The 20,795-nt window shown below is 71.9% G+C and carries 19 protein-coding genes and 1 pseudogene; 6 read left to right on the top strand and 14 right to left on the bottom strand.

The window, feature by feature from the left end; translation table 11 throughout:
• Window positions 1-9 precede the first annotated feature (9 nt).
• The 3 genes from Q9S36_RS11145 to Q9S36_RS11135 are packed head-to-tail and all read right to left on the bottom strand — an operon-like array spanning window position 10 to window position 2,210.
• Entirely contained in the window at window positions 10-489 is a 480-nt protein-coding gene (locus tag Q9S36_RS11145) for a glutaminase (RefSeq protein ID WP_311285201.1), read from the bottom strand.
• A gap of 5 nt (window positions 490-494) precedes the next feature.
• Window positions 495-1,178: a GTP pyrophosphokinase family protein gene (locus Q9S36_RS11140; RefSeq protein WP_311285200.1), complete on the bottom strand. Its 684-nt coding sequence runs from the start codon at window positions 1,176-1,178 to the stop codon at window positions 495-497.
• 9 nt (window positions 1,179-1,187) lie between these two features.
• Complete coding sequence (locus tag Q9S36_RS11135; protein WP_311285199.1) at window positions 1,188-2,210, bottom strand: LacI family DNA-binding transcriptional regulator; 1,023 nt, start codon at window positions 2,208-2,210, stop codon at window positions 1,188-1,190.
• A 151-nt stretch (window positions 2,211-2,361) separates the two neighbouring features.
• Here Q9S36_RS11135 and Q9S36_RS11130 point away from each other — a divergent pair, with 151 nt between their 5' ends.
• From Q9S36_RS11130 to Q9S36_RS11115, 4 genes and pseudogenes are all read left to right on the top strand, one after another.
• Complete coding sequence (locus Q9S36_RS11130; RefSeq protein ID WP_311285198.1) at window positions 2,362-3,651, top strand: extracellular solute-binding protein; 1,290 nt, start codon at window positions 2,362-2,364, stop codon at window positions 3,649-3,651.
• A 2-nt stretch (window positions 3,652-3,653) separates the two neighbouring features.
• Complete coding sequence (locus Q9S36_RS11125) at window positions 3,654-4,667, top strand: carbohydrate ABC transporter permease (protein WP_253035736.1); 1,014 nt, start codon at window positions 3,654-3,656, stop codon at window positions 4,665-4,667.
• A gap of 8 nt (window positions 4,668-4,675) precedes the next feature.
• Complete coding sequence (locus Q9S36_RS11120) at window positions 4,676-5,551, top strand: carbohydrate ABC transporter permease (RefSeq protein ID WP_217529989.1); 876 nt, start codon at window positions 4,676-4,678, stop codon at window positions 5,549-5,551.
• A 1-nt stretch (window position 5,552) separates the two neighbouring features.
• Window positions 5,553-7,673 (top strand): annotated as a pseudogene (locus Q9S36_RS11115) (glycoside hydrolase family 3 N-terminal domain-containing protein); the annotation flags it as partial.
• On the opposite strand, the gene Q9S36_RS11110 reads toward Q9S36_RS11115, so the two are convergent.
• The 3 genes from Q9S36_RS11110 to xylA are packed head-to-tail and all read right to left on the bottom strand — an operon-like array spanning window position 7,664 to window position 10,936.
• Complete coding sequence (locus Q9S36_RS11110; RefSeq protein ID WP_311285197.1) at window positions 7,664-8,350, bottom strand: ThuA domain-containing protein; 687 nt, start codon at window positions 8,348-8,350, stop codon at window positions 7,664-7,666. The pseudogene Q9S36_RS11115 and the gene Q9S36_RS11110 overlap by 10 nt on opposite strands.
• The gene (xylB, locus tag Q9S36_RS11105) at window positions 8,347-9,747 is read right to left on the bottom strand and encodes a xylulokinase (protein WP_311285196.1); all 1,401 of its coding nucleotides are present in this window, start codon (window positions 9,745-9,747) and stop codon (window positions 8,347-8,349) included. Before xylB ends, Q9S36_RS11110 begins: the two co-directional genes overlap by 4 nt.
• A gap of 1 nt (window position 9,748) precedes the next feature.
• Window positions 9,749-10,936, bottom strand: coding sequence for a xylose isomerase (gene xylA / locus Q9S36_RS11100; protein ID WP_253034573.1), 1,188 nt, complete (start codon window positions 10,934-10,936; stop codon window positions 9,749-9,751).
• A gap of 93 nt (window positions 10,937-11,029) precedes the next feature.
• Between xylA and Q9S36_RS11095 the strand changes: the two genes are divergently transcribed.
• Window positions 11,030-12,199 carry an ROK family transcriptional regulator gene (locus tag Q9S36_RS11095; protein WP_311285195.1) on the top strand — a complete coding sequence of 390 codons (1,170 nt, stop codon included), beginning with the start codon at window positions 11,030-11,032 and terminating at the stop codon, window positions 12,197-12,199.
• Between the two features lie 203 nt (window positions 12,200-12,402).
• Here the strand turns inward: Q9S36_RS11095 and Q9S36_RS11090 are convergent, their stop codons facing one another.
• From Q9S36_RS11090 to Q9S36_RS11060, 7 genes are all read right to left on the bottom strand, one after another.
• Window positions 12,403-12,711, bottom strand: a complete 309-nt coding sequence (locus tag Q9S36_RS11090) for a hypothetical protein (RefSeq protein ID WP_311285194.1) — start codon at window positions 12,709-12,711, stop codon at window positions 12,403-12,405.
• 2 nt (window positions 12,712-12,713) lie between these two features.
• The gene (locus tag Q9S36_RS11085) at window positions 12,714-13,409 is read right to left on the bottom strand and encodes an SDR family oxidoreductase (protein WP_311285193.1); all 696 of its coding nucleotides are present in this window, start codon (window positions 13,407-13,409) and stop codon (window positions 12,714-12,716) included.
• A gap of 107 nt (window positions 13,410-13,516) precedes the next feature.
• Complete coding sequence (locus Q9S36_RS11080; RefSeq protein WP_311285192.1) at window positions 13,517-14,092, bottom strand: TetR/AcrR family transcriptional regulator; 576 nt, start codon at window positions 14,090-14,092, stop codon at window positions 13,517-13,519.
• Window positions 14,089-14,880, bottom strand: a complete 792-nt coding sequence (locus tag Q9S36_RS11075) for a CoA ester lyase (protein WP_311285191.1) — start codon at window positions 14,878-14,880, stop codon at window positions 14,089-14,091. Before Q9S36_RS11075 ends, Q9S36_RS11080 begins: the two co-directional genes overlap by 4 nt.
• On the bottom strand, window positions 14,877-15,368 hold the full coding sequence (locus tag Q9S36_RS11070; protein ID WP_311285190.1) for a MaoC family dehydratase: 492 nt from the start codon (window positions 15,366-15,368) through the stop codon (window positions 14,877-14,879). The genes Q9S36_RS11075 and Q9S36_RS11070 overlap by 4 nt, the downstream gene beginning before the upstream one ends.
• Window positions 15,365-17,329, bottom strand: coding sequence for an acetyl-CoA carboxylase biotin carboxylase subunit (locus tag Q9S36_RS11065; RefSeq protein ID WP_311285189.1), 1,965 nt, complete (start codon window positions 17,327-17,329; stop codon window positions 15,365-15,367). Before Q9S36_RS11065 ends, Q9S36_RS11070 begins: the two co-directional genes overlap by 4 nt.
• Window positions 17,329-18,888: a carboxyl transferase domain-containing protein gene (locus tag Q9S36_RS11060; protein WP_311285188.1), complete on the bottom strand. Its 1,560-nt coding sequence runs from the start codon at window positions 18,886-18,888 to the stop codon at window positions 17,329-17,331. Before Q9S36_RS11060 ends, Q9S36_RS11065 begins: the two co-directional genes overlap by 1 nt.
• A gap of 144 nt (window positions 18,889-19,032) precedes the next feature.
• On the opposite strand from Q9S36_RS11060, the gene Q9S36_RS11055 reads away from it, so the two are divergent.
• Window positions 19,033-19,608 carry a nitroreductase family protein gene (locus Q9S36_RS11055; protein ID WP_311285187.1) on the top strand — a complete coding sequence of 192 codons (576 nt, stop codon included), beginning with the start codon at window positions 19,033-19,035 and terminating at the stop codon, window positions 19,606-19,608.
• A 9-nt stretch (window positions 19,609-19,617) separates the two neighbouring features.
• On the opposite strand, the gene Q9S36_RS11050 is transcribed toward Q9S36_RS11055, so the two are convergent.
• Window positions 19,618-20,724 (bottom strand): acyl-CoA desaturase, encoded by a 1,107-nt coding sequence (locus tag Q9S36_RS11050; RefSeq protein ID WP_311285567.1) that lies wholly within the window; start codon window positions 20,722-20,724, stop codon window positions 19,618-19,620.
• Window positions 20,725-20,795 lie beyond the last annotated feature (71 nt).

Below are 20,795 nucleotides of genomic sequence, written 5' to 3'. Positions count from 1 at the left end.
CTTGACAGGTCAGCGCAGCGACAGCATGTCGTCGAGGTACGCCGCGAGGGGCCGCGGCGGCCCCGTCGTGCTCCACGCGACGTGCGGCACGCCGTCCACGAGGGACAGGATGCCGGAGCTCTCGCCGCGGTCGACGGCTGCGGCGTCCATCTCGGCCCAGCCGAGGTGCAGCACCTCACCCTCGGCGAACCCGCCGCGGAAGGCCGCCGCGGCTCGCTCGGAGCGTGCCCGCTGCGCTTCGGCCGTGTACCCGCGGACGGCGTCGTGCCGGGCGCGCAGGACCTCTCCCGTGGCGAACACCCGGTCGTCGCCGATCAGCAGGACCCCGACGTGCCACGCCTCGGTGACCGGGAGGATGCGGGGCGCCCGACCGATCCCGAGGATGCGGCGGTTCGCCGCCCAGTCCCCCAGTCGCTCCCGCGGGGAGCCGGCGAGCCGGGCGCGCGCCGCGTCGAGCAGACCGACCGTGGTCGTCGAGGCATCCGTCACCGTCGTCAGACGAGGCGGGTCGGCGCGACCGCGGCGCCGCCGCGGATCTGCTGATGCAGCCGCGCCATGCGCGCGTCGAGTTCGGCGGCGGCGTCGGCGGCGTCCTTCAGCTGGCCCAGCAGGTGCTCGGGCACCTGCCGCTCGTACTTGTAGTAGATCTTGTGCTCGAGGCTCGCCCAGAAGTCCACCGCGATCGTGCGGAACTGCACCTCGACCGGCACGTCGACCCGCCCCGTCGAGAGGTAGACGGGCACCTCGAGGATCGTGTGCAGGCTCTTGTACCCGTTGCCCTTGGGTGTCGCGATGTAGTCCTCGACCTCGCGCACCGTGATGTCGTCCTGCGCCGTGAGCAGGTCGAACAGCCGGTACACGTCGCTGACGAAGCTGCAGGTGATGCGGATGCCGGCGATGTCGGTGATGTGCGCGCGCACCGAGTCGAAGTCGGGCTCGATGCCGCGGCGCTGGATCTTCTCGACGATGCTGTCGGGCGACTTCACCCGGCTCGAGACGTGCTCGATCGGGTTGTAGTCGTGCGTCTCGTGGAACTCCTCGCGGAGGATCGAGATCTTCGTCTCGATCTCCTGCAACCCGAACCGGTACTCCATGAGGAACCGCTGGAACTCGTCGCGCATCGCCCGGAGGGAGGACGCCGACACCGTGATCTGCTGCTCGTCGAGCGGAGTGGACATGGTGCGACGCTATCGGGAACCACTCTGAGCGTGCTGTGAGGGCGGCGCCGTCGTCGCCCTCGGCACGAGCGCCGTCGGCAGCCGCAGGTGCGTCGCGGCCGGGGTCGCCCCGCCCATCAGCTCGAGCAGCATCGTGACCGCTTCCGCACCGAGGCGTTGCATGGGCTGGCGCACCGTGGTGAGCGCCGGCTCCGACTGCGATGCGTCGGGGACGTCGTCGAAGCCGACGACCGAGAGGTCGCCCGGCACCGACAGGCCGTGCTCATGGGCGACGCGGATGACGGTGAGCGCCGACACGTCGTTGGCGGCGAACACCGCGGTCGGCCGGTCCGAGCGACGCAGGAGCCGGGTCGCGGCTTCACGCGAGATGTCCTCCACGTACTCTCCGACGCCGACCAGGGACGGATCGAACGGGATGCGGGCGTCCTCCAGCGCGCGGCGGTACCCGCCCTCGCGCAGCATCGACGACCGCAGGTCCGGGCGGCCTGCGACGAACCCGATGCGTCGATGCCCGAGCGAGATCAGGTAGGCGACCGCGTGACGGGCGCCGGCGAAGCTGTCGGATTCGACGGTGGGGAGGTCCGCAGGCCCCGTGTGGGGATCGATCGCCACCACGGGCACCTCGGCGGTCACGTTGACGACGGTCGGCGTCACCATGATCACGCCGTCGACGAGCGTCCCGCTCAGCCGACTGAGCGATCGCCGCTCCCACCCCTGGCTCGACACCTGCCGCGACCCGCTGTAGGCGAGCAGGTCCAGCCGCGAGTCGCGCAGCGCCGCTCCGACACCCTTCAGCACCTCGGCCGAGAAGGGCTCGAAGTCCGCGACGAGCACGCCGACGACCCCCGTCCGACGTGCGCGCATGCTGCTCGCGACGAGGCTCGACTCGTAGCCGAGCTCCTCGACCGCACCCAGCACGCGCTGCACCGTCGCCGGCGCGACACCGTAGCGACCGTTGACGGCTTTCGAGACCGTGGCGACCGACACACCGGCCGCCGCGGCGACATCGTGGATGGTGGTACGCCTGCGCATGCCTCGAAGCGTAGCCCCATGGAAAACATTTTCGAAAACGTTTGACGTCGACCACAACAATTCCGACACTGGAGCAAGCCCGGCACGCACCGCCGGGACCACCCGCACCTCGAGGACCGAGCGTGCACTCAATGAGGAGATTGGTGATCACATGAGGACCAGACGGTTCGCAGTGGGCGTCGCGGCCTTCGCGGCGGCGACCCTCGCGCTCAGCGCATGTTCGGCAGGAGGCGGCGGCGGCAGCGGCAGCGGCGACGTCGAGATGACGCTGTGGCAGAACTCGACCACCGGCCCCGGTCAGCAGTTCTGGAAGGACGCGATCGAAGCTTTCGAGGCCGAGAACGAGGGCGTCACGATCACGATGCAGTCCGTCCAGAACGAGGACATGGACGGCAAGCTGCAGACCGCGCTCAACGCCGGCGACCCGCCCGACATCTTCCTGCAGCGCGGCGGCGGCAAGATGACCGCAATGGTGAACGCGGGCCAGCTGATGGACCTCACCGACCTGATCTCGGACGACGTCCGCAGCGAGGTGTCGGAGGGCTCGTTCGCCGCCGAGACCTACCAGGACAAGGTGTGGGCCATGCCCCTCTCCGTCCTCCCCGGCGGCTTCTTCTACAGCCAGGACGCCTTCGACGCGGCCGGCATCGCGGAGAACCCGACCACGATCGACGACTTGAAGGCCGCGGTCGAGGACCTGAAGGGCACCGGGATCGCCCCGATCGCCCTCGGCGCGAAGGATGCCTGGCCCGCCGCTCACTGGTACTACTTCTTCGCCCTTCGCGAGTGCAGCCCCCAGGTGATCGAGGAGACCGGCGACTCCAAGGACTTCAGCGACGAGTGCTGGACGCGCGCCGCTCAGGACCTCACGGACTTCGCCGCCATCCAGCCGTTCAACGAGGGCTTCCTGACGACCGCCGCCCAGCAGGGCGCCGGCAGCTCGGCGGGCCTCATCGCCAACCGCAAGGCCGCGATGGAACTCATGGGCGCGTGGGACCCGGGCGTGATCGCGTCCCTCACCCCCGACGAGAAGCCGCTCCCCGACCTCGCCTGGTTCCCCTTCCCCGAGATCTCGGGCGGCGACGGCGAGCCGGGCTCCATGATGGGCGGTGTCGACGGCTACTCGTGCGCCGCGCAGGCGCCCAAGGAGTGCGCCGACTTCCTCAACTTCATCGCCGGCTCCGAGCAGCAGACGAAGTACTACGAGGCCTTCCAGTCGCCGCCGGTCAACTCGGTCGCGCAGGAGGCGGTGGAGGAGCCGTACCTGCAGCAGATCCTCGAGGCGTACAACAACGCACCGTTCGTTTCGCAGTGGCTCGACACGGTCCTCGGCCAGAACGTCGGCAACGCGCTGAACGTCGCGGTCGTCGACCTGCTCGCGGGAGGCAGCGACCCCGAGAAGTTCATCGCCGCCGTCAACGCCGCAGGCGCACAGGGCTGAGCATGACCGTTCGCGAGATGTCCGTCTCGGACACCCCTGCTCTCGCGGCGCACGCCGGGGGCGGCGACTCGTCGCCCCCGGCACGGCCGCGGTCCCGCCGCCGGCGGGGCCTCGGCTGGTCGGGGCGCCTCGAGGTGCTCCTGCTCGCCGGGCCCGCCGTCGTCTTCTTCGTCGGGTTCGTGATCCTGCCGGTGCTGATGGCCGCGTACTACGGCTTCTTCCGCTGGTCCGGGTTCGGGCCGGCCACCGAGTTCGTCGGGCTGAAGAACTACATCACGATCTTCAGCGACCCGAACTTCCAGAGCGCCCTGCTGCACAACGCTTTCATCGTCGTCATGTCGATCGTCTTGCAGGGACCGATCGCGATCCTGCTGGCACTGCTGCTCAACCGCAAGATGCGGGGGCAGTCCGTCATCCGCGTCCTCATCTTCGTGCCGTACGTCATCGCCGAGGTGGTCGTCGGCACCGGGTTCAGCCTGCTGCTGTCGACGGGCGGCGCGGCCAACGGGATGCTCGAGAAGCTCGGCCTCGGCGGACTCGCGCAGGACTGGCTCGCCGACCCGGCGATCGCCATCTGGACCCTCATGGCGATCCTCACGTGGAAGTACGTCGGCTTCGCCGTCATCCTCTTCCTCGCGGGCCTGCAGGGCATCCCCGAGGAGCTCTACGAAGCCGCCGCGATCGACGGCGCGTCGTACTGGCAGATCCAGCGCCGCATCGCGCTGCCCCTGCTGGCTCCGACCCTGCGCATCTGGGCGTTCCTGTCGATCATCGGCGCGCTGCAGCTGTTCGACCTCGTGTACATCATCTGGGGTCAATACGTCTCGTCGGTCGCCGGCACCAACACGATGGCGATCTACATGGTCGTCACCGGTCGCAACGCCGGGAACTTCGGCTACGGCAACGCCGTCGCCGTCGTGATCTTCGTCATCTCGCTCATCGTCGCGCTGTTCTACCAACGCTTCGTGCTCCGCCGCGACACGGCCGGGGCGATCACAGAGAGGGGCGTGCAGTGAGCGCCACCATGACCCTCGTCACGGCTCCGCCCGTCGACACCCGCCCGCGCCGTGCACCCAAGAAGGCGCTGCCGTGGGGCTCGCCGGTCGTCTACTTCGTCGCCCTCGTCGTCATCGCCCTCATGCTCGGGCCGGTGATCTACATCATCCTGGGCGGGTTCCGGTCGAACTCGGCGATCACGGTCGACCCGGCCGGCTTCCCCGATCCGTGGAACGTCGAGAACTACGTCGGGGTGATCACGAGCGGTCAGTTCTGGGGGCAGGTCGGGAACTCGACCATGGTGGCGCTCGCCACCACCGTCGGCGCCGTCGCCCTCGGCCTCGCCGCGAGCTACGTCATCGCGCGCTACAGTTTCCGCGGCCGCGGTGCGCTCTACGCCCTGTTCGCCTCGGGGCTCATGTTCCCCATCACCGTCGCGATCACGCCGCTCTACATCGTGATCCGCTCGCTCGGGCTCATGAACTCGCTGCCGGGCATCATCCTCCCGCAGATCGCGTTCGCGCTGCCGACGACGATCATCATCCTGGTGCCGTTCCTGCGGGCGATCCCCGACGAGATCCAGGAGGCGGCGTCGATCGACGGCTGCAGCCGACTCGGGTTCTTCTGGCGGATGGTGCTGCCGCTCGCGGTGCCCGGCGTCATCACCGTCGGCATCCTCGCCTTCATCGGCAGTTGGAACGCGTACCTGCTGCCGCTGTTCATCCTCAACAACGAGGCGTCGTTCACGCTCCCACTGGGCGTGCAGGCGTTCTCGTCGCAGTACTCCGTCGACACGGCGCGCGTGCTGGCGTTCACCTCGCTGTCGATGCTCCCCGCGCTGCTGTTCTTCAGCCTGTTCGAGCGGCGCATCGTCGGCGGCCTCACCGGAGCCGTGAAGGGCTGACATGACGGACACGACGGTGCGCGCTTCGGCGCGCGTACGCGACCTGCTCGCGCGGATGACGCTCGAGGAGAAGACGGCGCAGCTCGTCGGCTACTGGGTCGACCAGGGCGGCGAGGTCGTCGCTCCCCTGGCCGACGAGATGGTCACGACGACGAAGTACGCGGATGCCACGACCCACGGCCTCGGCCACCTCACCCGGGTCTACGGCACACGCCCGGTCGATCCGGTCGAACGGGCCGCGTGGTTGTGGCGGGAGCAGCGTCGCCTGCAGACCGAGACGCGCCTGGGCATCCCCGCGATCGTCCACGAGGAGTGCCTGACGGGCCTCGCGGCGTGGCAGGCGGCGACGTATCCGACCCCGCTCGCGTGGGGCGCCTCGTTCGACCCCGACCTCGTGGCCGAGATGGCCGTCGCGATCGGAGAGTCGATGCGGGAGCTCGGCATCCATCAGGGGCTCGCTCCCGTCCTCGACGTCATCCGCGATCCCCGTTGGGGGCGCGTCGACGAGTGCATCGGCGAGGATCCGTACCTCGTCGGGACGATCGGGACGGCCTACGTCCGCGGTCTGCAGTCGACGGGGGTGGATGCCACGCTGAAGCACTTCGTCGGATACTCGGGCTCGCAGTCCGGTCGCAACCATGCGCCGGTCCACGCGGGACCCCGCGAGCTCGCCGACGTCTTCCTGCCGCCGTTCGAGATGGCCCTCCGCGACGGCGGCGCGCGATCGGTCATGAACAGCTACGCCGAGATCGACGGAGCTCCCGTCGGCGCGAGCCCGTACTACCTGAGCGAAGTCCTCCGCGGACGCCTCGGGTTCGAGGGACCGGTCGTCGCGGACTACTTCTCGGTCGCCTTCCTCCACTCCACGCACGGCGTCGCCGCCGACCTCGGCGAAGCGGCGGAGCTCGCCCTGCGCGCGGGGATCGACGTCGAGCTGCCGACGCTCGACGCCTTCGCCGGTCCCCTACGGGACCGCATCCGCTCGGGGGCGCTCGACGAGGGCGTCCTCGACGACGCCGTGCTGCGGGTGCTCGCGCAGAAGGAGCGCCTGGGTCTGCTCGACGCGGACTTCGCCGAGCCTCCCGCGAGCGTCGACCTCGACGGGCCGCGCCACCGCGAGCTCGCGCGGCGCCTCGCCGCCGAGTCCGCCGTCCTGCTCGCGAACGACGGCACGCTGCCCGCGGCAGCGCCGGGGCGCATCGCCGTCCTCGGCCCGAACGCCGACTCGTCCGAGGCGCTCATGGGCTGCTACTCGTTCGTGAACCACGTGCTCGCCCACCACCCCGGCACCCCCGCGGGCATCGAGATCCCGACCGTCCTCGACGCGCTGCGCGCCGAGTACCCGGCGGCGCGGATCGAGTCGGTGCGCGGGTGCGACGTCGAGGGCGAGGACGCGGCGGGCATCGCGGATGCCGTGGCCGCGGCATCCCGGTCCGACCTGGCGATCGTCGTGGTCGGCGACCGCGCCGGCCTGTTCGGCCGCGGCACCGTGGGCGAGGGCAACGACGTCGACGACCTCGAGCTGCCGGGTGTCCAGCGGCGCCTGGTGGAGGAGGTCGTCGCGTCGGGCACCCCCGTCGTCGTGCTCGTCCTCTCGGGGCGGCCCTACGCGATCGGGTGGGCGCTTGACGGCGCCGCCGTGCCCGCGGCGGTCGTGCAGTCCTTCTTCCCGGGCGAAGAGGGCGCCGACGCCCTCGCGGGGATCGTCTCGGGTCGGGTCACCCCGTCGGGCCGCCTGCCCGTCTCGCTCCCCCGCTCGGCCGGTGCGCAGCCGTTCACCTACCTGCACCCGCGCCTCGGCGGACGCAGCGAGATCACGAGCGCCGACCCCACGCCGGTGCGGCCGTTCGGGTTCGGACTGACCTACACGACGTTCGCGTACGAGGACCTGCGGGTCGCGACACAGACCGCCACCGGCGACGGACTCACCGCGACGGTCACGGTGCGCAACACCGGCGAGGCCCCGGCGACCGACATCGTGCAGCTGTACGGTCACGACGTCGTGGGCACGACGACACGGCCGTCGGCGCAGCTGCTCGCCTACCAGCGCGTGCCGCTGGGCCGGGGGGAGGCGGCGACCGTCGAGTTCCGCGTGCCGCCCGCCCGCCTCGCCTACGCCGGCCGCGACGCGGTGCGCGCGGTCGAGCCGGGACGCGTCGACCTGTGGGTCGGGCCCTCCAGCGCCGACCGCGAAGCGACGGCCTCGGTCGAGTTCACGGGTGAGGCGTACGTCATCGGACCGGACGACGCGCGGCTGGCGACGGCATCCGTCCTCGAGGGTGCCGCCGTCAGTCGGTAACGACGAGGATCGCGCCGGCTGCGAGCCGGTCGGCCGAGCCTCCGGCGGCGATCGTCGACGCCGGCGGTGATCTCGTGACGTCGGCCGAGGTCGGTGATCTCGATGGTGTGGTCGAGGTAGTTGTCGCGCTCGTCGCCCGGCCGTTCGTCGGGATGCCGGCCCGGGTGGGTCGCGAACTGGCCGCAGACGAGCTGCAGGTAGTCCGAGCTGCCGCGGTACGAGTCGGCGATCCCGCCGTGCCAGCCGGCGAGACCGGTGCCGGCCTCCACCGCGGCGCGCAGGCCCGTGAGCGCGGCATCCGAGATCGACGACATCGTGACCGCCTGGACGACGAGATCCGTCTCGGCCATCACGGCGGCGTCGGCGTAGACGTCGTTGGACTCCTCGACGCGTACCTCGAAGCCGTTCTCGGCGAGGAACGGGCGGAACATGTCCGTCGCCGCGACGGGGTGGTGCCCGTCCCAGCCGCCGCGGAAGATGAGCGCGCGCCGGCCCGTCACCGCAGCTCGGCCGCTCGTCGCGCGGCGACGCGGTCGTAGCGCTCCCGCACTTCGGGACGGGGGTCGGATGCCGCATCCCGGTCCATCTCGACCGGCCACTCCGGCCACGACCCGGCGAGCACGGCGGCCGCCTGGCGGGCCGCGCCCTGGGCGACGTACTCCCCCGGCGACGGTACGGCCACCGGCACGTCGAACACCTGGGCCGCGACGGCGGCGACCGCGGGGTTGCGCGCCGCGCCGCCCACGAGCAGCACCCGCTCGGTGGCGACACCGAGGCTCCGGATCGCCTCGAGCCCCGTCGCGAGACCCGCGAGCATGCCCTCGACGGCGGCGCGGGCGAGGTTCTCCCGCGTCGTGTTCTCGAGCGACAGACCGTCGAGGGACGCGCGCGCCGTGGGCAGGTTGGGCGTGCGCTCCCCCTCGAACCAGGGCACGAGCACGACACCGCCGGCTCCGGGCTCGGCGGCGGCCGCCAGCTCGGTGAGACCGTCGTGGTCGACGCCGAGCAGACGCGCGACGGCGTCGAGCACCCGCGCCGCGTTCAGGGTCGCGACCAGCGGCAGGAACCGTCCCGTCGCGTCGGCGAACCCGGCCGCGGTCCCGGTCGGGTCGATCGTCCGGGTGTCGCTGACGGCGAAGACCGTGCCCGACGTACCGATCGACACGACGACGTCGCCCGCCGTCGCACCGACGCCGAGGGCGGCGCCGGCGTTGTCGCCCGCACCCGGCCCGACGCGGCGGCCGGCGGCATCCGTCACCCACTCGAGCGGGCCGAGCACGCGGGGCAGCACCGCGTCGTGACCGAGCGCCGCCGCGAGCAGGTCGCGGTCGTAGCCGTCCGACGCGGGGTCCCAGTAGCCGGTGCCCGAGGCATCCGAGCGATCGGTGACGAGCTCGTCGAGCTGCGGATTCCCGGGACCGAACCCGCGCAGGCGCCACGTCAGCCAGTCGTGCGGCAGGGCGACCGCGGCCACCCGCGCCGCATTCTCGGGCTCGGCGCCGCGCAGCCAGCGGAGCTTGGTGATCGTGAACGACGCGACCGGCACCAGACCCGTGCGCTGCGCGAGCGTCTCGGCGCCGAACTCGGCCGTGAGATCGGATGCCGCCTGCCCCGAGCGCGTGTCGTTCCACAGCAGCGCGTCGCGCACCACCGTGCCCGCCGCGTCGAGCGCGACCATGCCGTGCTGCTGGCCCCCGATCGACCACGCCTCGACGTCGTCGATGCCCCCGGCATCCGCGATCGCGCTCTGCAGCGCGGTCCACCACGCCTCGGGGTCGACCGAGGTGCCCTCGGGGTGCGACGCGCGACCGGAGCGGACGACCGCCCCGGTCGCGGCGTCGACGATGACGACCTTGCAGGACTGCGTCGACGAGTCGACGCCCATGACGAGCGTCACGTCAGCGCGCGCCCAGCAGGTGCTCGGTCGCCAGCTGCTGCAGGCGGACGAAGCCGCCGCCCTTGCCGCCGAGGTAGACGCTCGGGTCGAAGTCCTCGTACGCGGAGCGGTCGGCGAGGAAGTCCTCGTACGTCTCGCCCGGGTTCAGGGTCGGGGTCGAGAGCTCGTCGACCTTGGCCGCCGCGAGGGCTTCCTGCACCTCGGGGTCGGCACGGAACGCCTGCGCCCGCTCCTTGAGGAGGAGGTAGGTGCGCATGTTGGCCGCGGCCGATTCCCAGACGCCGGTCTCGTCCTCGGTGCGGCTCGGCTTGTAGTCGAAGTGGCGCGGGCCCTCGTAGGCCGGGACGCCACCGGGGCCGCCGTTCTCGAGCAGGTCGACGAGCGCGAACGCGTTGTGCAGGTCACCGTGGCCGAACACGAGGTCCTGGTCGTACTTGATGCCGCGCTGACCGTTGAGGTCGATGTGGAAGAGCTTGCCGTGGTAGAGCGCCTGGGCGATGCCGGCGGCGAAGTTCAGGCCCGCCATCTGCTCGTGACCGACCTCGGGGTTGAGGCCGACGAGCTCGGGCCGCTCGAGCGAGTCGATGAAGGCGATCGCGTGACCGAGCGTCGGCAGCAGGATGTCGCCGCGCGGCTCGTTCGGCTTCGGCTCGATCGCGAAGCGGATGTCGTAGCCCTTGTCGGTGACGTAGTCGCCGAGCAGGTTGACGGCCTCGCGGTACCGCTCGAGCGCCTGGCGGATGTCCTTCGCGGAGTCGTACTCGGCGCCCTCGCGGCCGCCCCACATGACGAAGGTCTTGGCGCCGAGCTCGGCCCCGAGGTCGAGCTGGCGGAACACCTTGCGGAGGGCGAAGCGGCGGACGTCGCGGTCGTTGGCGGTGAAGCCGCCGTCCTTGAACACGGGCGCGCTGAAGAGGTTGGTCGTGACCATCGGGACGATCATCCCGGTCGCGTCGAGGGCGCCCTTGAGGCGGTCGATCTCGCGCTGGCGCTCGGCGTCGCTCGACCCGAAGGCGAACAGGTCGTCGTCGTGGAAGGTGAGGCCGTACGCGCCGAGCTCGGCGAGCTTCTCGACGGCGTGGACGGTGTCGAGCGGGGGTCGCGTCGGCCCGCCGAAGGGGTCGGTGCCGTTGTAGCCGACGGTCCACAGGCCGAAGCTGAACTTGTCTGCGGGGGTGGGGGTGACCATGTCGCTCCTTCGCGAACCATTAATTGTTGTTAGCAGCAACGTATACCAGGCGCGCCGCCGCCACAAACCCCACGTGATGGCTATGGTGGGTCCGTGACCGAGCAAGGGCGAACCGTTGAATCCGTCCGGCGCGCCAACCTCGGCAGCATCCTGGGGATCGTTCACCGCGAGGGCCCGCAGTCCCGCGCCGCGCTCACCGAGTCGACCGGACTGAACCGATCGACCGTCGCCGACCTCGTCGCGACCCTCGTCTCGTTCGGCCTCGTCGTCGAGCGCGCACCCGACCCCTCGCATCGCGTCGGCCGCCCCTCCCCCGTCGTCTGCGTCGACCCCGCCGTCGTCGCGATCGCCGTCAACCCCGAGGTCGACGCGCTCGAGATCGCCGCCGTCGGCCTCGACCGCGGCATCCGCGCCGTCGTCGACCTGCCGCAGGAGCACCTCCTCACCCCCGAGGCGACCGCCGACCTCGTCGCCGCGCAGATCGCGACCTGGCGCCGAGCCGAGCTGGCGGACGCCCGCATCCTCGGCGTCGGACTCGCCGTGCCCGGGCTCGTCCGGGTCGAGGACGGCCTCGTCCGCGACGCGCCGCACCTCGGCTGGGTCGACGTGCCCCTGCGCGACGTCGTCGCGGCGGCCACCGGCATCCCTGTCGTCGTCGGCAACGACGCCACCCTCGGCACCGTCGCCGAGCACCTCTTCGGCGCCGCGATCGGCATCGACAACGCGGTCTACCTCAACGGCGGCGCGAGCGGCATCGGCGGCGGCATCATCGTGAACGGGATGCCGGTGGTCGGCGCCGGCGGCTACGCCGGGGAGTTCGGGCAGAACCGCCCCGGCATCGCCACCCTCGCCGACCGGCGAGCCCGCGACGGCGTCCTGGAGGACGAGGTCAGCCGCGCCCGACTGCTGTCGGTCGTGGGACTGGGCCGCGGAGACGACCGCGAACTCGGCGACGCGCTCGCGGCGCAGATCGACACCCCGTCGGTGGCGGGAGAGGTCGAGCGGCAGCGCCGCATCCTGGCCACCGCACTGGCGAACGCCGTGAACGTGCTGAACCCCTCCGCCGTCGTGCTCGGCGGCTTCCTCGCGGTGCTCGCGGGGCTCGACGTCGCAGCCCTCGAGCAGGCCGTGCGCGCGCAGGCGATGCCCGCCTGCGGCGAGGACCTGCGGATCCTGCCCGCCGGCCTGGCGGATCACCGCCTGCTCATCGGCGCCGCCGAAGCCGTCTTCGAAGGCGTGCTGGCGAACCCGCAGCCCGTCTGAGCGGCGCGCGGCCCTCGCCGCGTGTGCCGGATGCAGGGTGAGATGCCCCCGGGGCGCGTCGACACCCCGGTATGCAGCACTGAACCTGCGCTCGGCACACCAACGGCGAACCGTTCTCCGGAGGGATGCGAGGAACGTGCCCCGCAATGCTTCCCTCGAGGCGATCCATCCGGAGAACGGCCCGAGATCCGTCGCCGACGGCGTCAGTCGCCGAGACGCCAGCTGACGAACGGGACGCCGGCGACGCCGTCGCGCGTGCGGTCCGTCGCCCGCCGACCGCGCGCGAGTTCCGCCGGGCGACCGCCGCGGATCTCGTCGAACCGCTCGTGGCGGGCCGACCCGATCCCCCGATCGAAAAGGTCCGGCAGGACGTACAGGCTCAGCAGCTCGACGGTCTCCCCCAGCCGCACGTGCAGGAACCCCGTCGGTCTCTCGTCCTCGGCGACGAGCCGCCGCCACATCGGCTCACGGTCGCGCGCCGCGGCATCCTCGACGGTCGCCGCCCGGAACATCGTCAGCGGGGGCCGGGTTTGACCGACAGGTCGGTGATGACGGCGTCGCGCGGCAGGTCGAGGGCGGTGAGCACGGCGGTGACGACGGATGCCGGCTGGATCCAGGCATCCGCGTTGTAGTCCTTCCCCTCCTGCGCGTGGACCTGGGCCTGCATCGGCGTCGCGGTGCGACCGGGATAGACCGTCGTGACGCGGACGCCGTGGGCGGCTTCTTCGCCGCGCAGCGCATCGGCGAGCGCCTTGAGCCCGTGCTTCGACGCGGCGTACGCGGCCCACTGCGGGTGGGCGGTGAGCCCGGCGCCGGAGTTCACGAACAGCACCTGCCCCCGCGCGGCGCGCACGCGCGGCAGCAGCAGGCGCGTGAGTTCGGCGGGCGAGACGAGGTTGACCGCGAGCTGGTCCTGCCACGAGTCGACCGTGAGGTCCTCGACGTGCCCGAGGTCGACGATCCCCGCCGCGTGCACGACCGCGTCGATCCCATCGGGAAGATCGGATGCCGCAACGGCCGCGGCGAGCGATGCGGGCTGCGCGAGGTCGGCGACGATCACCGCCGCGCCGGGGTGCGCGGCCGCGAGGTCCTCCGCCCGGTCGGCGTCGCGCGCCACGAGGACGAGGCGGTCGCCCCGCGCGGTCAGGCGCTCGGCGAGGAGCTGCCCGATGCCCGATCCGGCACCGGTGAGGACGATGGTGTGCGGCATCCCCTCATCCTGTCATCGGAGGTTCCCGAGGAGATGCGGCTTCCCGAGGACCGATCGGGCCGAAAACCTCCTCGGGAACCGTCATCTCCTCGCGAAGCGACGCCCGTTCAGTCCCCCAGCAGGGCGCGCCGCGCCATGCCGGCGAGGATGCCGCCCGCCCGCTCGCCGCTGGGCGCGGCCGAGTGCGGGGTCGAGTTCAGCAGCCCGAAGGCGGCCAGCAGTCGCGTCTCCCGCTCGGCGTCGGCGAGGTCTGGCCGGAGCGCCGCGAACGGCCGGTCCCACTCCCGCACGTACTCGCGCTGCAACCGCCGCACCTGCTGGTTGACGTCCGCCGGCAGGTTGGCGAGTTCCCGGTCCTGCACGCGGATGACGTCGGCGTCGCTCGTCGCGAACTCGAGGTGGAACGCGATGAGCGCCTCGAACACCTGCCGCGGGTCTCCGCCCGAGGCGGTCAGCGCGCGCCCGCCCTCGAGCAGCCGCTCGCTCGCGTCGAGGAGCAAGTCGCAGAGCAGCGCCTCTTTGCTCGCGAAGTGCCGGTACAGCGCCGGACCGCTCATGCCGACGGCATCGCCGAGGTCGGCGGTCGAGACGGCGGCGAAGCCGCGCTCGGCGAACAGCCGCGCGGCCGACGCCATCAGCTCGGCCCGCCGGTTCGCCTTCTGCGTCGCCCGCCAGGTCGTCATCGCGACAGGGTCCGCCGCGCCTGGCGCAGCACGGGCTCGTCGATCATCCGCCCGCGGAACCGGAACACCCCGGGCTGCCGCGTCGCCTCGTCGAGCACCGCCTCGGCCCACTCGACCTCGTCCGGGGTCGCCGCGTAGGCACGGCGGATGACCTCGACCTGGGAGGGATGGATGCAGGCGGTCGCCGCGAACCCCGAGGCCGCGGCATCCCGCGCCTCGTCCTCGAGCCCGGCGGTGTCGGCGATGTCGAGGTGCACGGCGTCGATCGCGTCGATCCCCGCCGCCGCGGCGGCGATGAGCACCCGCGAGCGCGCGTACCGTGCGACGTCGCGGTAGCGCCCATCGTCGAATCGGCTCGAGCGTCCCCCGATGCCGGCGACGAGGTCCTCGGCGCCCCACATGAGTGCGTCGACGAGCGGATGCCGCGCCAGCGCGTCCGCGTTCTCGACCCCGCGCGGCGTCTCGCAGAGCGCGATCACCCGGTACCCGTCGAGCGCGTCGGCCTGGGAGGTCTCTTCGGCCTTCGCAAGCATCAGCCGACGGAACGGCGTGCCCTGCAGAGCCGCGAGGTCGCGCGCGAGTTCGGGAGTGGATGCCGGGTTCACCCGCACGATCACGCGATCGGCGTCGACGTCCGCCGCCGCGAGCGCCGTCCGCGCGCCCGTTTTGCCCTCCGGCGCGACGGCGTCCTCGAGGTCGAGGATCACGGTGTCGGCGGCCGCGAGCGCCTTCGCGTACCGCTCGGGACGGTCGGCGGGGCAGAACAGGAGCGCGGGACCGAGGCTCATGCCGCGGCCTCCGGCGACATCCGCATGAGCGTCGACCGACGTGCCGTCGCGACGACCTGGTCGTGCTGGTTGCGCATCGTGTGCAGGAACTCGACGATCCCCTGCCCGGGGCGCGACGTCGACGCGCGCTTCGACGCGACGACGGTCTCGGCGTACAGGGTATCGCCGTGGCGGACGGGGGCGGGGAAGGTGACCTCCGAGAAGCCGAGGTTCGCGACGATCGTCCCCTGCGTGAGCTGCGCGACCGACAGGCCGACGAGCGTCGACAGGGTGAACATGCTGTTGACCAGCCGCTCGCCGAACTCGGTCTGCTCGGCCCACGCGGCATCCAGGTGCAACGACTGCGTGTTCATCGTCAGCGTCGTGAACAGCACATTGTCGGCCTCGGTCACGGTGCGGCCGGGGCTGTGCACGTAGACGGCGCCCTCCTCGAGCTCGTCGAAGTACAGACCGCGCTGCACGATGCGCCGGGGCACGTCCTCACTCATGCGTCCTCCTCCTGCGTCGGGGTCACGACGGCGAGCGTCTGCCCGCGGCCCACGCTGTCGCCCGTCGCGACCCGCAGCGCCACCGTACCGGCGACCTCGGCCCGGACGACATGCTCCATCTTCATCGCCTCGACGACGACCACGGCGTCACCGGCCGACACCACCGCGCCGTCGGCGACCGACGTCATCACGACGACGCCCGGCATGGGCGAGACGAGCTCGGGCACGGCCGACGCATCCGCGTCGCGGCGGTGGTCGAGGCTCACCCGGCGCACCTCGCGCGCGCGTCCGCCGCGCGAGAGCCACAGGGCGTCGCCGTCGACAGTCGCGACGACCGTGGCGCTGCGATCGCCGACCCGCACCGCGAACCGGTCGCCGAGGTCCCGGACGGATGCCGCGACCTCCGTCCCGTCGACGATCACCCGGTCGCCGACGAGCTCGACCGCGCGCTCCTCGCCGCCGGCCGCCAGCCGGTACCGCCGCGGCGCGGGTGGACCCAGCCGCCACCCGTCCGCCCGGTGCCACGGATCGTCCCCGCTGGGGACGGCGGTGTCGAGCAGCAGCGCCGCCTCGACGAACACGTCGTCCGGATCGCCCGTCGCGACGAGCCCGTCGAGCTCGCGGGCGATGAGCCCCGTGTCGAGCTCGCCCGCCGCCACCGCCGGCAGCTCGAGCAGCGCGCGCAGGAACGAGAGGTTCGTCTCGAACCCGAGCACCGCGGTGTCGCCGAGGGCGGCGACGAGCCGGCGTCGCGCCTCGTCGCGGGTCCGGCCCGTGGCGATGACCTTCGCGAGCATGGGGTCGTAGTCGACAGACACGTCGAGCCCGTCGGCGAGGGCGCTGTCGACCCGGATGCCGGGGCCCACCGGGTGGACGACCCGCACGACGCGTCCGCCGGTCGGCAGGAAGCCCGCCGCGGGATCCTCCGCGTACATCCGCGCCTCGATGCTGTGCCCGCTGAGCACGACGTCGTCCTGCCCGAACCCGAGCGGCTCCCCCGCGGCGATCCGCAGCTGCGCCGCGACGAGGTCGATGCCGGTGACCTCCTCGGTGACGGGGTGCTCGACCTGCAGGCGGGTGTTCATCTCCATGAAGAAGAACTCGTCGGCGCGGTCCGCCGCCACGATGAACTCGACCGTCCCCGCACCTCGGTAGTCGACGCTCCGCGCGGTCTCGCACGCGGCCTGCCCGATGCGCGCGCGGGTCGCCTCGTCGAGCAGCGGCGACGGCGCCTCTTCGATGACCTTCTGGTGCCGACGCTGCAGCGAGCACTCCCGCTCGCCCAGGTGCACGACGTTGCCGTGCGCATCGGCGAGCACCTGCACCTCGATGTGCCGCGGGGTGTCGACGTAGCGCTCGAGGAACAGGGTGTCGTCGCCGAAGCTCGCGCCCGCTTCACGGCGGGCGGCGGCGAGCGCGGCCGGCAGGGCCGCGGCATCCGTCACGACGTGCATCCCCTTGCCGCCGCCGCCCGCGGACGGCTTGATGAGCAGCGGATAGCCGACCTCGGGCGCCGCGGCGATGAGCTCGTCGTCGGTCATACCGGCTCGCGCGACGCCGGGCACCGTGGGCACGCCGCGCGCTTCGACGGCGTGCTTCGCGGCGATCTTGTCGCCCATCGTGCGGATCGCGTCGGCGCTCGGCCCGATGAAGACGATCCCGGCCCGCTCGCACGCCGCCGCGAAGGCGGTGTTCTCGGACAGGAACCCGTAACCGGGGTGGATCGCCTCGGCCCCCGTCGCTCCGGCCGCGGCGATCACCGCGTCGATGTCGAGGTAGCTCTGCGCGGCGGGCGCGGGCCCGAGCCGCACGGCCTCGTCGGCGAGCACGACGTGGCGGGCCCCGGCATCCGCGTCGCTGTAGACGGCGACCGAGCGGATGCCGAGCTCCCGGAGTGTGCGGATGACGCGGCAGGCGATCTCGCCGCGGTTCGCGACCAGGACGGTGGAGAACATGCGCATCACATCCGGAAGACGCCGTAGCCCGGCGCGTCGAAGGGGGCCCGCAGGCAGACGTCGAGGGCGAGACCGAGGGCGTCGCGGGTCTCGGCGGGGGTGAGGATGCCGTCGTCCCAGAGCCGTGCCGTCGAGTAGTACGGGCTGCCCTGCAGCTCGTACTGCGCACGGATCGGCGCCTGGAATGCCGCCTCGTCGTCCGCCGACCATTCCCCGCCGCGCGCCTCGATCTGCTCGCGGCGGACGGCGGAGAGGACGGATGCCGCCTGCGGACCGCCCATGACCGACACCCGCGCCCCGGGCCACAGCCACAGGAACCGCGGCGAATAGGCGCGCCCGCACATCGAGTACGTGCCGGCGCCGAACGACCCGCCGACGACGACCGTGAGCTTGGGCACCGAGGCGCACGCGACGGCGTTCACCATCTTCGCGCCGTGCTTGGCGATGCCGCCCGACTCGTACTCGCGCCCGACCATGAAGCCGGTGATGTTCTGCAGGAAGACGAGCGGGATGCCGCGCTGGTCGCACAGCTCGATGAAGTGCGCGCCCTTCAGCGCCGACTCCCCGAACAGCACGCCGTTGTTCGCGAGCACGCCCACCCGGTGACCGTGCAGGCGCGCGAAGCCGGTCACGAGCGTCTCGCCGTACTCCCGTTTGAACTCATGCCAGCCGCCGTCGACGATCCGGTCGACGATCTCGCGGGCGTCGTAGGGCGTCGTGAGTTCGACGGGGACGACGTCCGTGAGCGTGGCCGGATCGGCCGCGGGCGGCGTGACCGGCTCGGGCTGCTCGCGCAGGGGTGCCGGGGCGGGGAGGGTCGCGACGATGTCGCGGACGATCTGCAGGGCGTGCTCGTCGTTCTCGGCGAGGTGGTCGGTGACGCCCGAGACCTTCGTGTGCAGGTCGCCGCCGCCGAGGTCCTCGGCCGAGACCACCTCGCCGGTCGCCGCCTTCACGAGCGGCGGTCCGCCGAGGAAGATCGTCCCCTGGTTGCGCACGATGACGGTTTCGTCGCTCATCGCAGGCACGTACGCGCCGCCGGCGGTCGACGAGCCGAGCACGGCGGCGATCTGCGGGATGCCGTCGCGCGACATCCGGGCCTGGTTGTAGAAGATGCGCCCGAAGTGGTCGCGGTCGGGGAAGACCTCGTCCTGCATCGGCAGGAACGCGCCGCCCGAGTCGACGAGGTAGATGCACGGCAGCCGGTTCTCGGCCGCGATCTCCTGCGCGCGCAGGTGCTTCTTGACGGTGATCGGGTAGTAGGTGCCGCCCTTCACCGTCGCGTCGTTCGCGACGACCATGACGTGGCGACCGTGGACGAGCCCCACCCCCGCGACCACGCCACCGGCGGGACACTCGTCGTCGTACAGGTCCAGCCCCGCGAGCGCGCCGACCTCGAGGAAGGGACTGCCGACGTCGAGCAGGGTGTCGATGCGGTCGCGGGCGAGGAGCTTGCCGCGGGCGGTGTGCCGCTCGCGCGCCCGCTCGGGCCCGCCGCGCGCCGCCTCGGCGCGACGGCGCTCGAGCTCGGCGATCAGATCGGGATACGTCGTGGGGGCTGTCATCGTCGACGGCACCTCCGAGGAGAATGCTTCAGTTAACGTTCGTTAACCGAAGGAACGATAACACCGCGACCGCCGCTCCGGAAGGGTCAGGCTTCGAGGATCGCCCGCAGCGACACCCGCACCGGGAGCGGCGAGGATGGAGGGATGACGACTTTCGACGACCCCGTGCTGCAGGCGATGGCGATGCGGCGGTCGCTCGCGAAGGTCGGGCCGGGCGCGCCCACCGACGACGACCTGCGCGACCTGCTCGCCGCCGTCACCCCCGTCGCCGACCACAAGGCGCTGCGACCCTGGCGTCTCATCACCCTCCGCGGCGACGACCGCGCACGCCTGGGCGACGCGCTCGACGCCGCCGGCGGGGTCGAGCGCGAACCGGGCGACCGTAACGGCAAGCCGTTCCGTGCCGATCTGCTGATCGCCGTCGTCGCGAGCCCGAAGCCGCACCCCGCCGTCCCCGTCTGGGAGCAGCAGGCGACCGCCGCAGGCGCAGCGCACCTGCTCGAGCTCGCGCTCTGGCGCGCGGGGTGGGGCGTCATGTGGCGGACGGGGCTGCTCGTGAACTCCCCCGAGGTGCGCGCGCTGCACGGACTCGCGGACGACGAACTGCTCATGGGGTGGCTCTACGTCGGCAGCATCGACCCCGACCTGCGCGCCCGGATCGACGAAGCGCCGAGGAAACCGCTCGATCCCGAGCCGTTCCTCGGCGCTCTGCCGCGCTGACGTGCGGCGTCAGCCGCGACGCATCGTCGCGGTGACGGGGCAGTCGAACGGGTCGCGCGCGGCCAGACCCACCCGGTTGAGGTAATCGATGACGATCGCGTACGACCGGCCGAGGCTCGTCTCCGTGTACGGGACGTCGAGGGTGGCGCAGTGCTCCCGCACGATGTCCCGCGCCTTCGAGAGGTGGGGGCGGGGCATGTTCGGGAAGAGGTGGTGCTCGACCTGGTAGTTCAGGCCGCCCATCAGCCAGGTCGCCCACCAGCCGCCGCGGATGTTGCGCGACGTGCGCACCTGCTTGCTGAAGAAGTCGAGCTTGGCGTCGGGGGCGATCACCGGCATCCCCTTGTGGTTCGGGGCGAAGGACGCCCCCATGTAGACGCCGAACACGGCGAGCTGCACGCCGAGGAAGGCGAACGCCATCCCGATCGGCAGCAGCAGGAAGACCGGGACGGCGACGACGGCCAGCCGCACGATGATTATGCCGATCTCGAGCCAGCGCGCCTTGACGTCCTTCTCGGTGAAGAGGTACTTCAGGCCCAGATGATGCAGGTTGAGCCCCTCCAGAGTCAGGAGCGGGAAGAAGAGCCACCCCTGCCGCTTCGTGATGGCGCGGCGGATCCCGCGGGCCGATGCGGCATCGGCATCGAGGAACGAGATCGTGTCGATCTCGATGTCGGGATCCTTGCCGACGCGGTTCGGGTTCGCGTGATGACGCGTGTGCTTGCCGGTCCACCACGCGTAGCTGATCCCGACGACCCCGGCGGCGAGGATGCGTGCGAGGCGGTCGTTGGCGGGGCCGGAGGTCAAGATCTGACGATGCGCCGCCTCGTGGGCGAGGAACGCGACCTGCGTGAAGATGATGCCGAGAGCGCCGGCCATCAGCAACTGGTACCAGGTGTCGCCGAGCAGGATGAAGCCGGTGACTGCGCCGCCGAAGGCGAGCAGCAGGGCGACGCCGACGGCGAGGTAGAAAATCGGCGTCCGGCGCAGCAGTCCCGTCTCGCGGACGATGCGCGAGACGTCGGTGAACGCCTTCGCCATCGGAGGGAACTGCGCTGTTCCGGAATAGGTCTGACGGACGGGACCGAGACGTGACTCGGCGACGGATGAAGCGATGGGGGCACCTGCTCGGAATCGGGTGTCCGCTGCGGCGGAGAGGAAGCAACTGACGGATGCCGATCGCTGAG

Source organism: Microbacterium sp. ARD31, assembly GCF_031844425.1.
The sequence above is the reverse complement of the archived record's forward strand: the minus strand, read 5'-3'. Positions and strand labels throughout refer to the sequence as shown.

Excerpts from the sequence above, each read along its gene's own strand:
- Q9S36_RS11075 (WP_311285191.1), bottom strand. The coding sequence starts at position 14,880 with ATGAGCCTCGGTCCCGCGCTCCTGTTCTGCCCCGCCGACCGTCCCGAG.
- Q9S36_RS11085 (WP_311285193.1), bottom strand. The coding sequence starts at position 13,409 with ATGCCGCACACCATCGTCCTCACCGGTGCCGGATCGGGCATCGGGCAG.
- xylA (WP_253034573.1), bottom strand. The coding sequence starts at position 10,936 with ATGGTCACCCCCACCCCCGCAGACAAGTTCAGCTTCGGCCTGTGGACC.
- Q9S36_RS11060 (WP_311285188.1), bottom strand. The coding sequence starts at position 18,888 with ATGACAGCCCCCACGACGTATCCCGATCTGATCGCCGAGCTCGAGCGC.
- Q9S36_RS11090 (WP_311285194.1), bottom strand. The coding sequence starts at position 12,711 with ATGTTCCGGGCGGCGACCGTCGAGGATGCCGCGGCGCGCGACCGTGAG.
- Q9S36_RS11125 (WP_253035736.1), top strand. The coding sequence starts at position 3,654 with ATGACCGTTCGCGAGATGTCCGTCTCGGACACCCCTGCTCTCGCGGCG.
- Q9S36_RS11120 (WP_217529989.1), top strand. The coding sequence starts at position 4,676 with ATGACCCTCGTCACGGCTCCGCCCGTCGACACCCGCCCGCGCCGTGCA.
- Q9S36_RS11055 (WP_311285187.1), top strand. The coding sequence starts at position 19,033 with ATGACGACTTTCGACGACCCCGTGCTGCAGGCGATGGCGATGCGGCGG.
- Q9S36_RS11135 (WP_311285199.1), bottom strand. The coding sequence starts at position 2,210 with ATGCGCAGGCGTACCACCATCCACGATGTCGCCGCGGCGGCCGGTGTG.
- Q9S36_RS11080 (WP_311285192.1), bottom strand. The coding sequence starts at position 14,092 with ATGACGACCTGGCGGGCGACGCAGAAGGCGAACCGGCGGGCCGAGCTG.
- Q9S36_RS11065 (WP_311285189.1), bottom strand. The coding sequence starts at position 17,329 with ATGCGCATGTTCTCCACCGTCCTGGTCGCGAACCGCGGCGAGATCGCC.
- Q9S36_RS11130 (WP_311285198.1), top strand. The coding sequence starts at position 2,362 with ATGAGGACCAGACGGTTCGCAGTGGGCGTCGCGGCCTTCGCGGCGGCG.
- Q9S36_RS11140 (WP_311285200.1), bottom strand. The coding sequence starts at position 1,178 with ATGTCCACTCCGCTCGACGAGCAGCAGATCACGGTGTCGGCGTCCTCC.
- Q9S36_RS11070 (WP_311285190.1), bottom strand. The coding sequence starts at position 15,368 with ATGAGTGAGGACGTGCCCCGGCGCATCGTGCAGCGCGGTCTGTACTTC.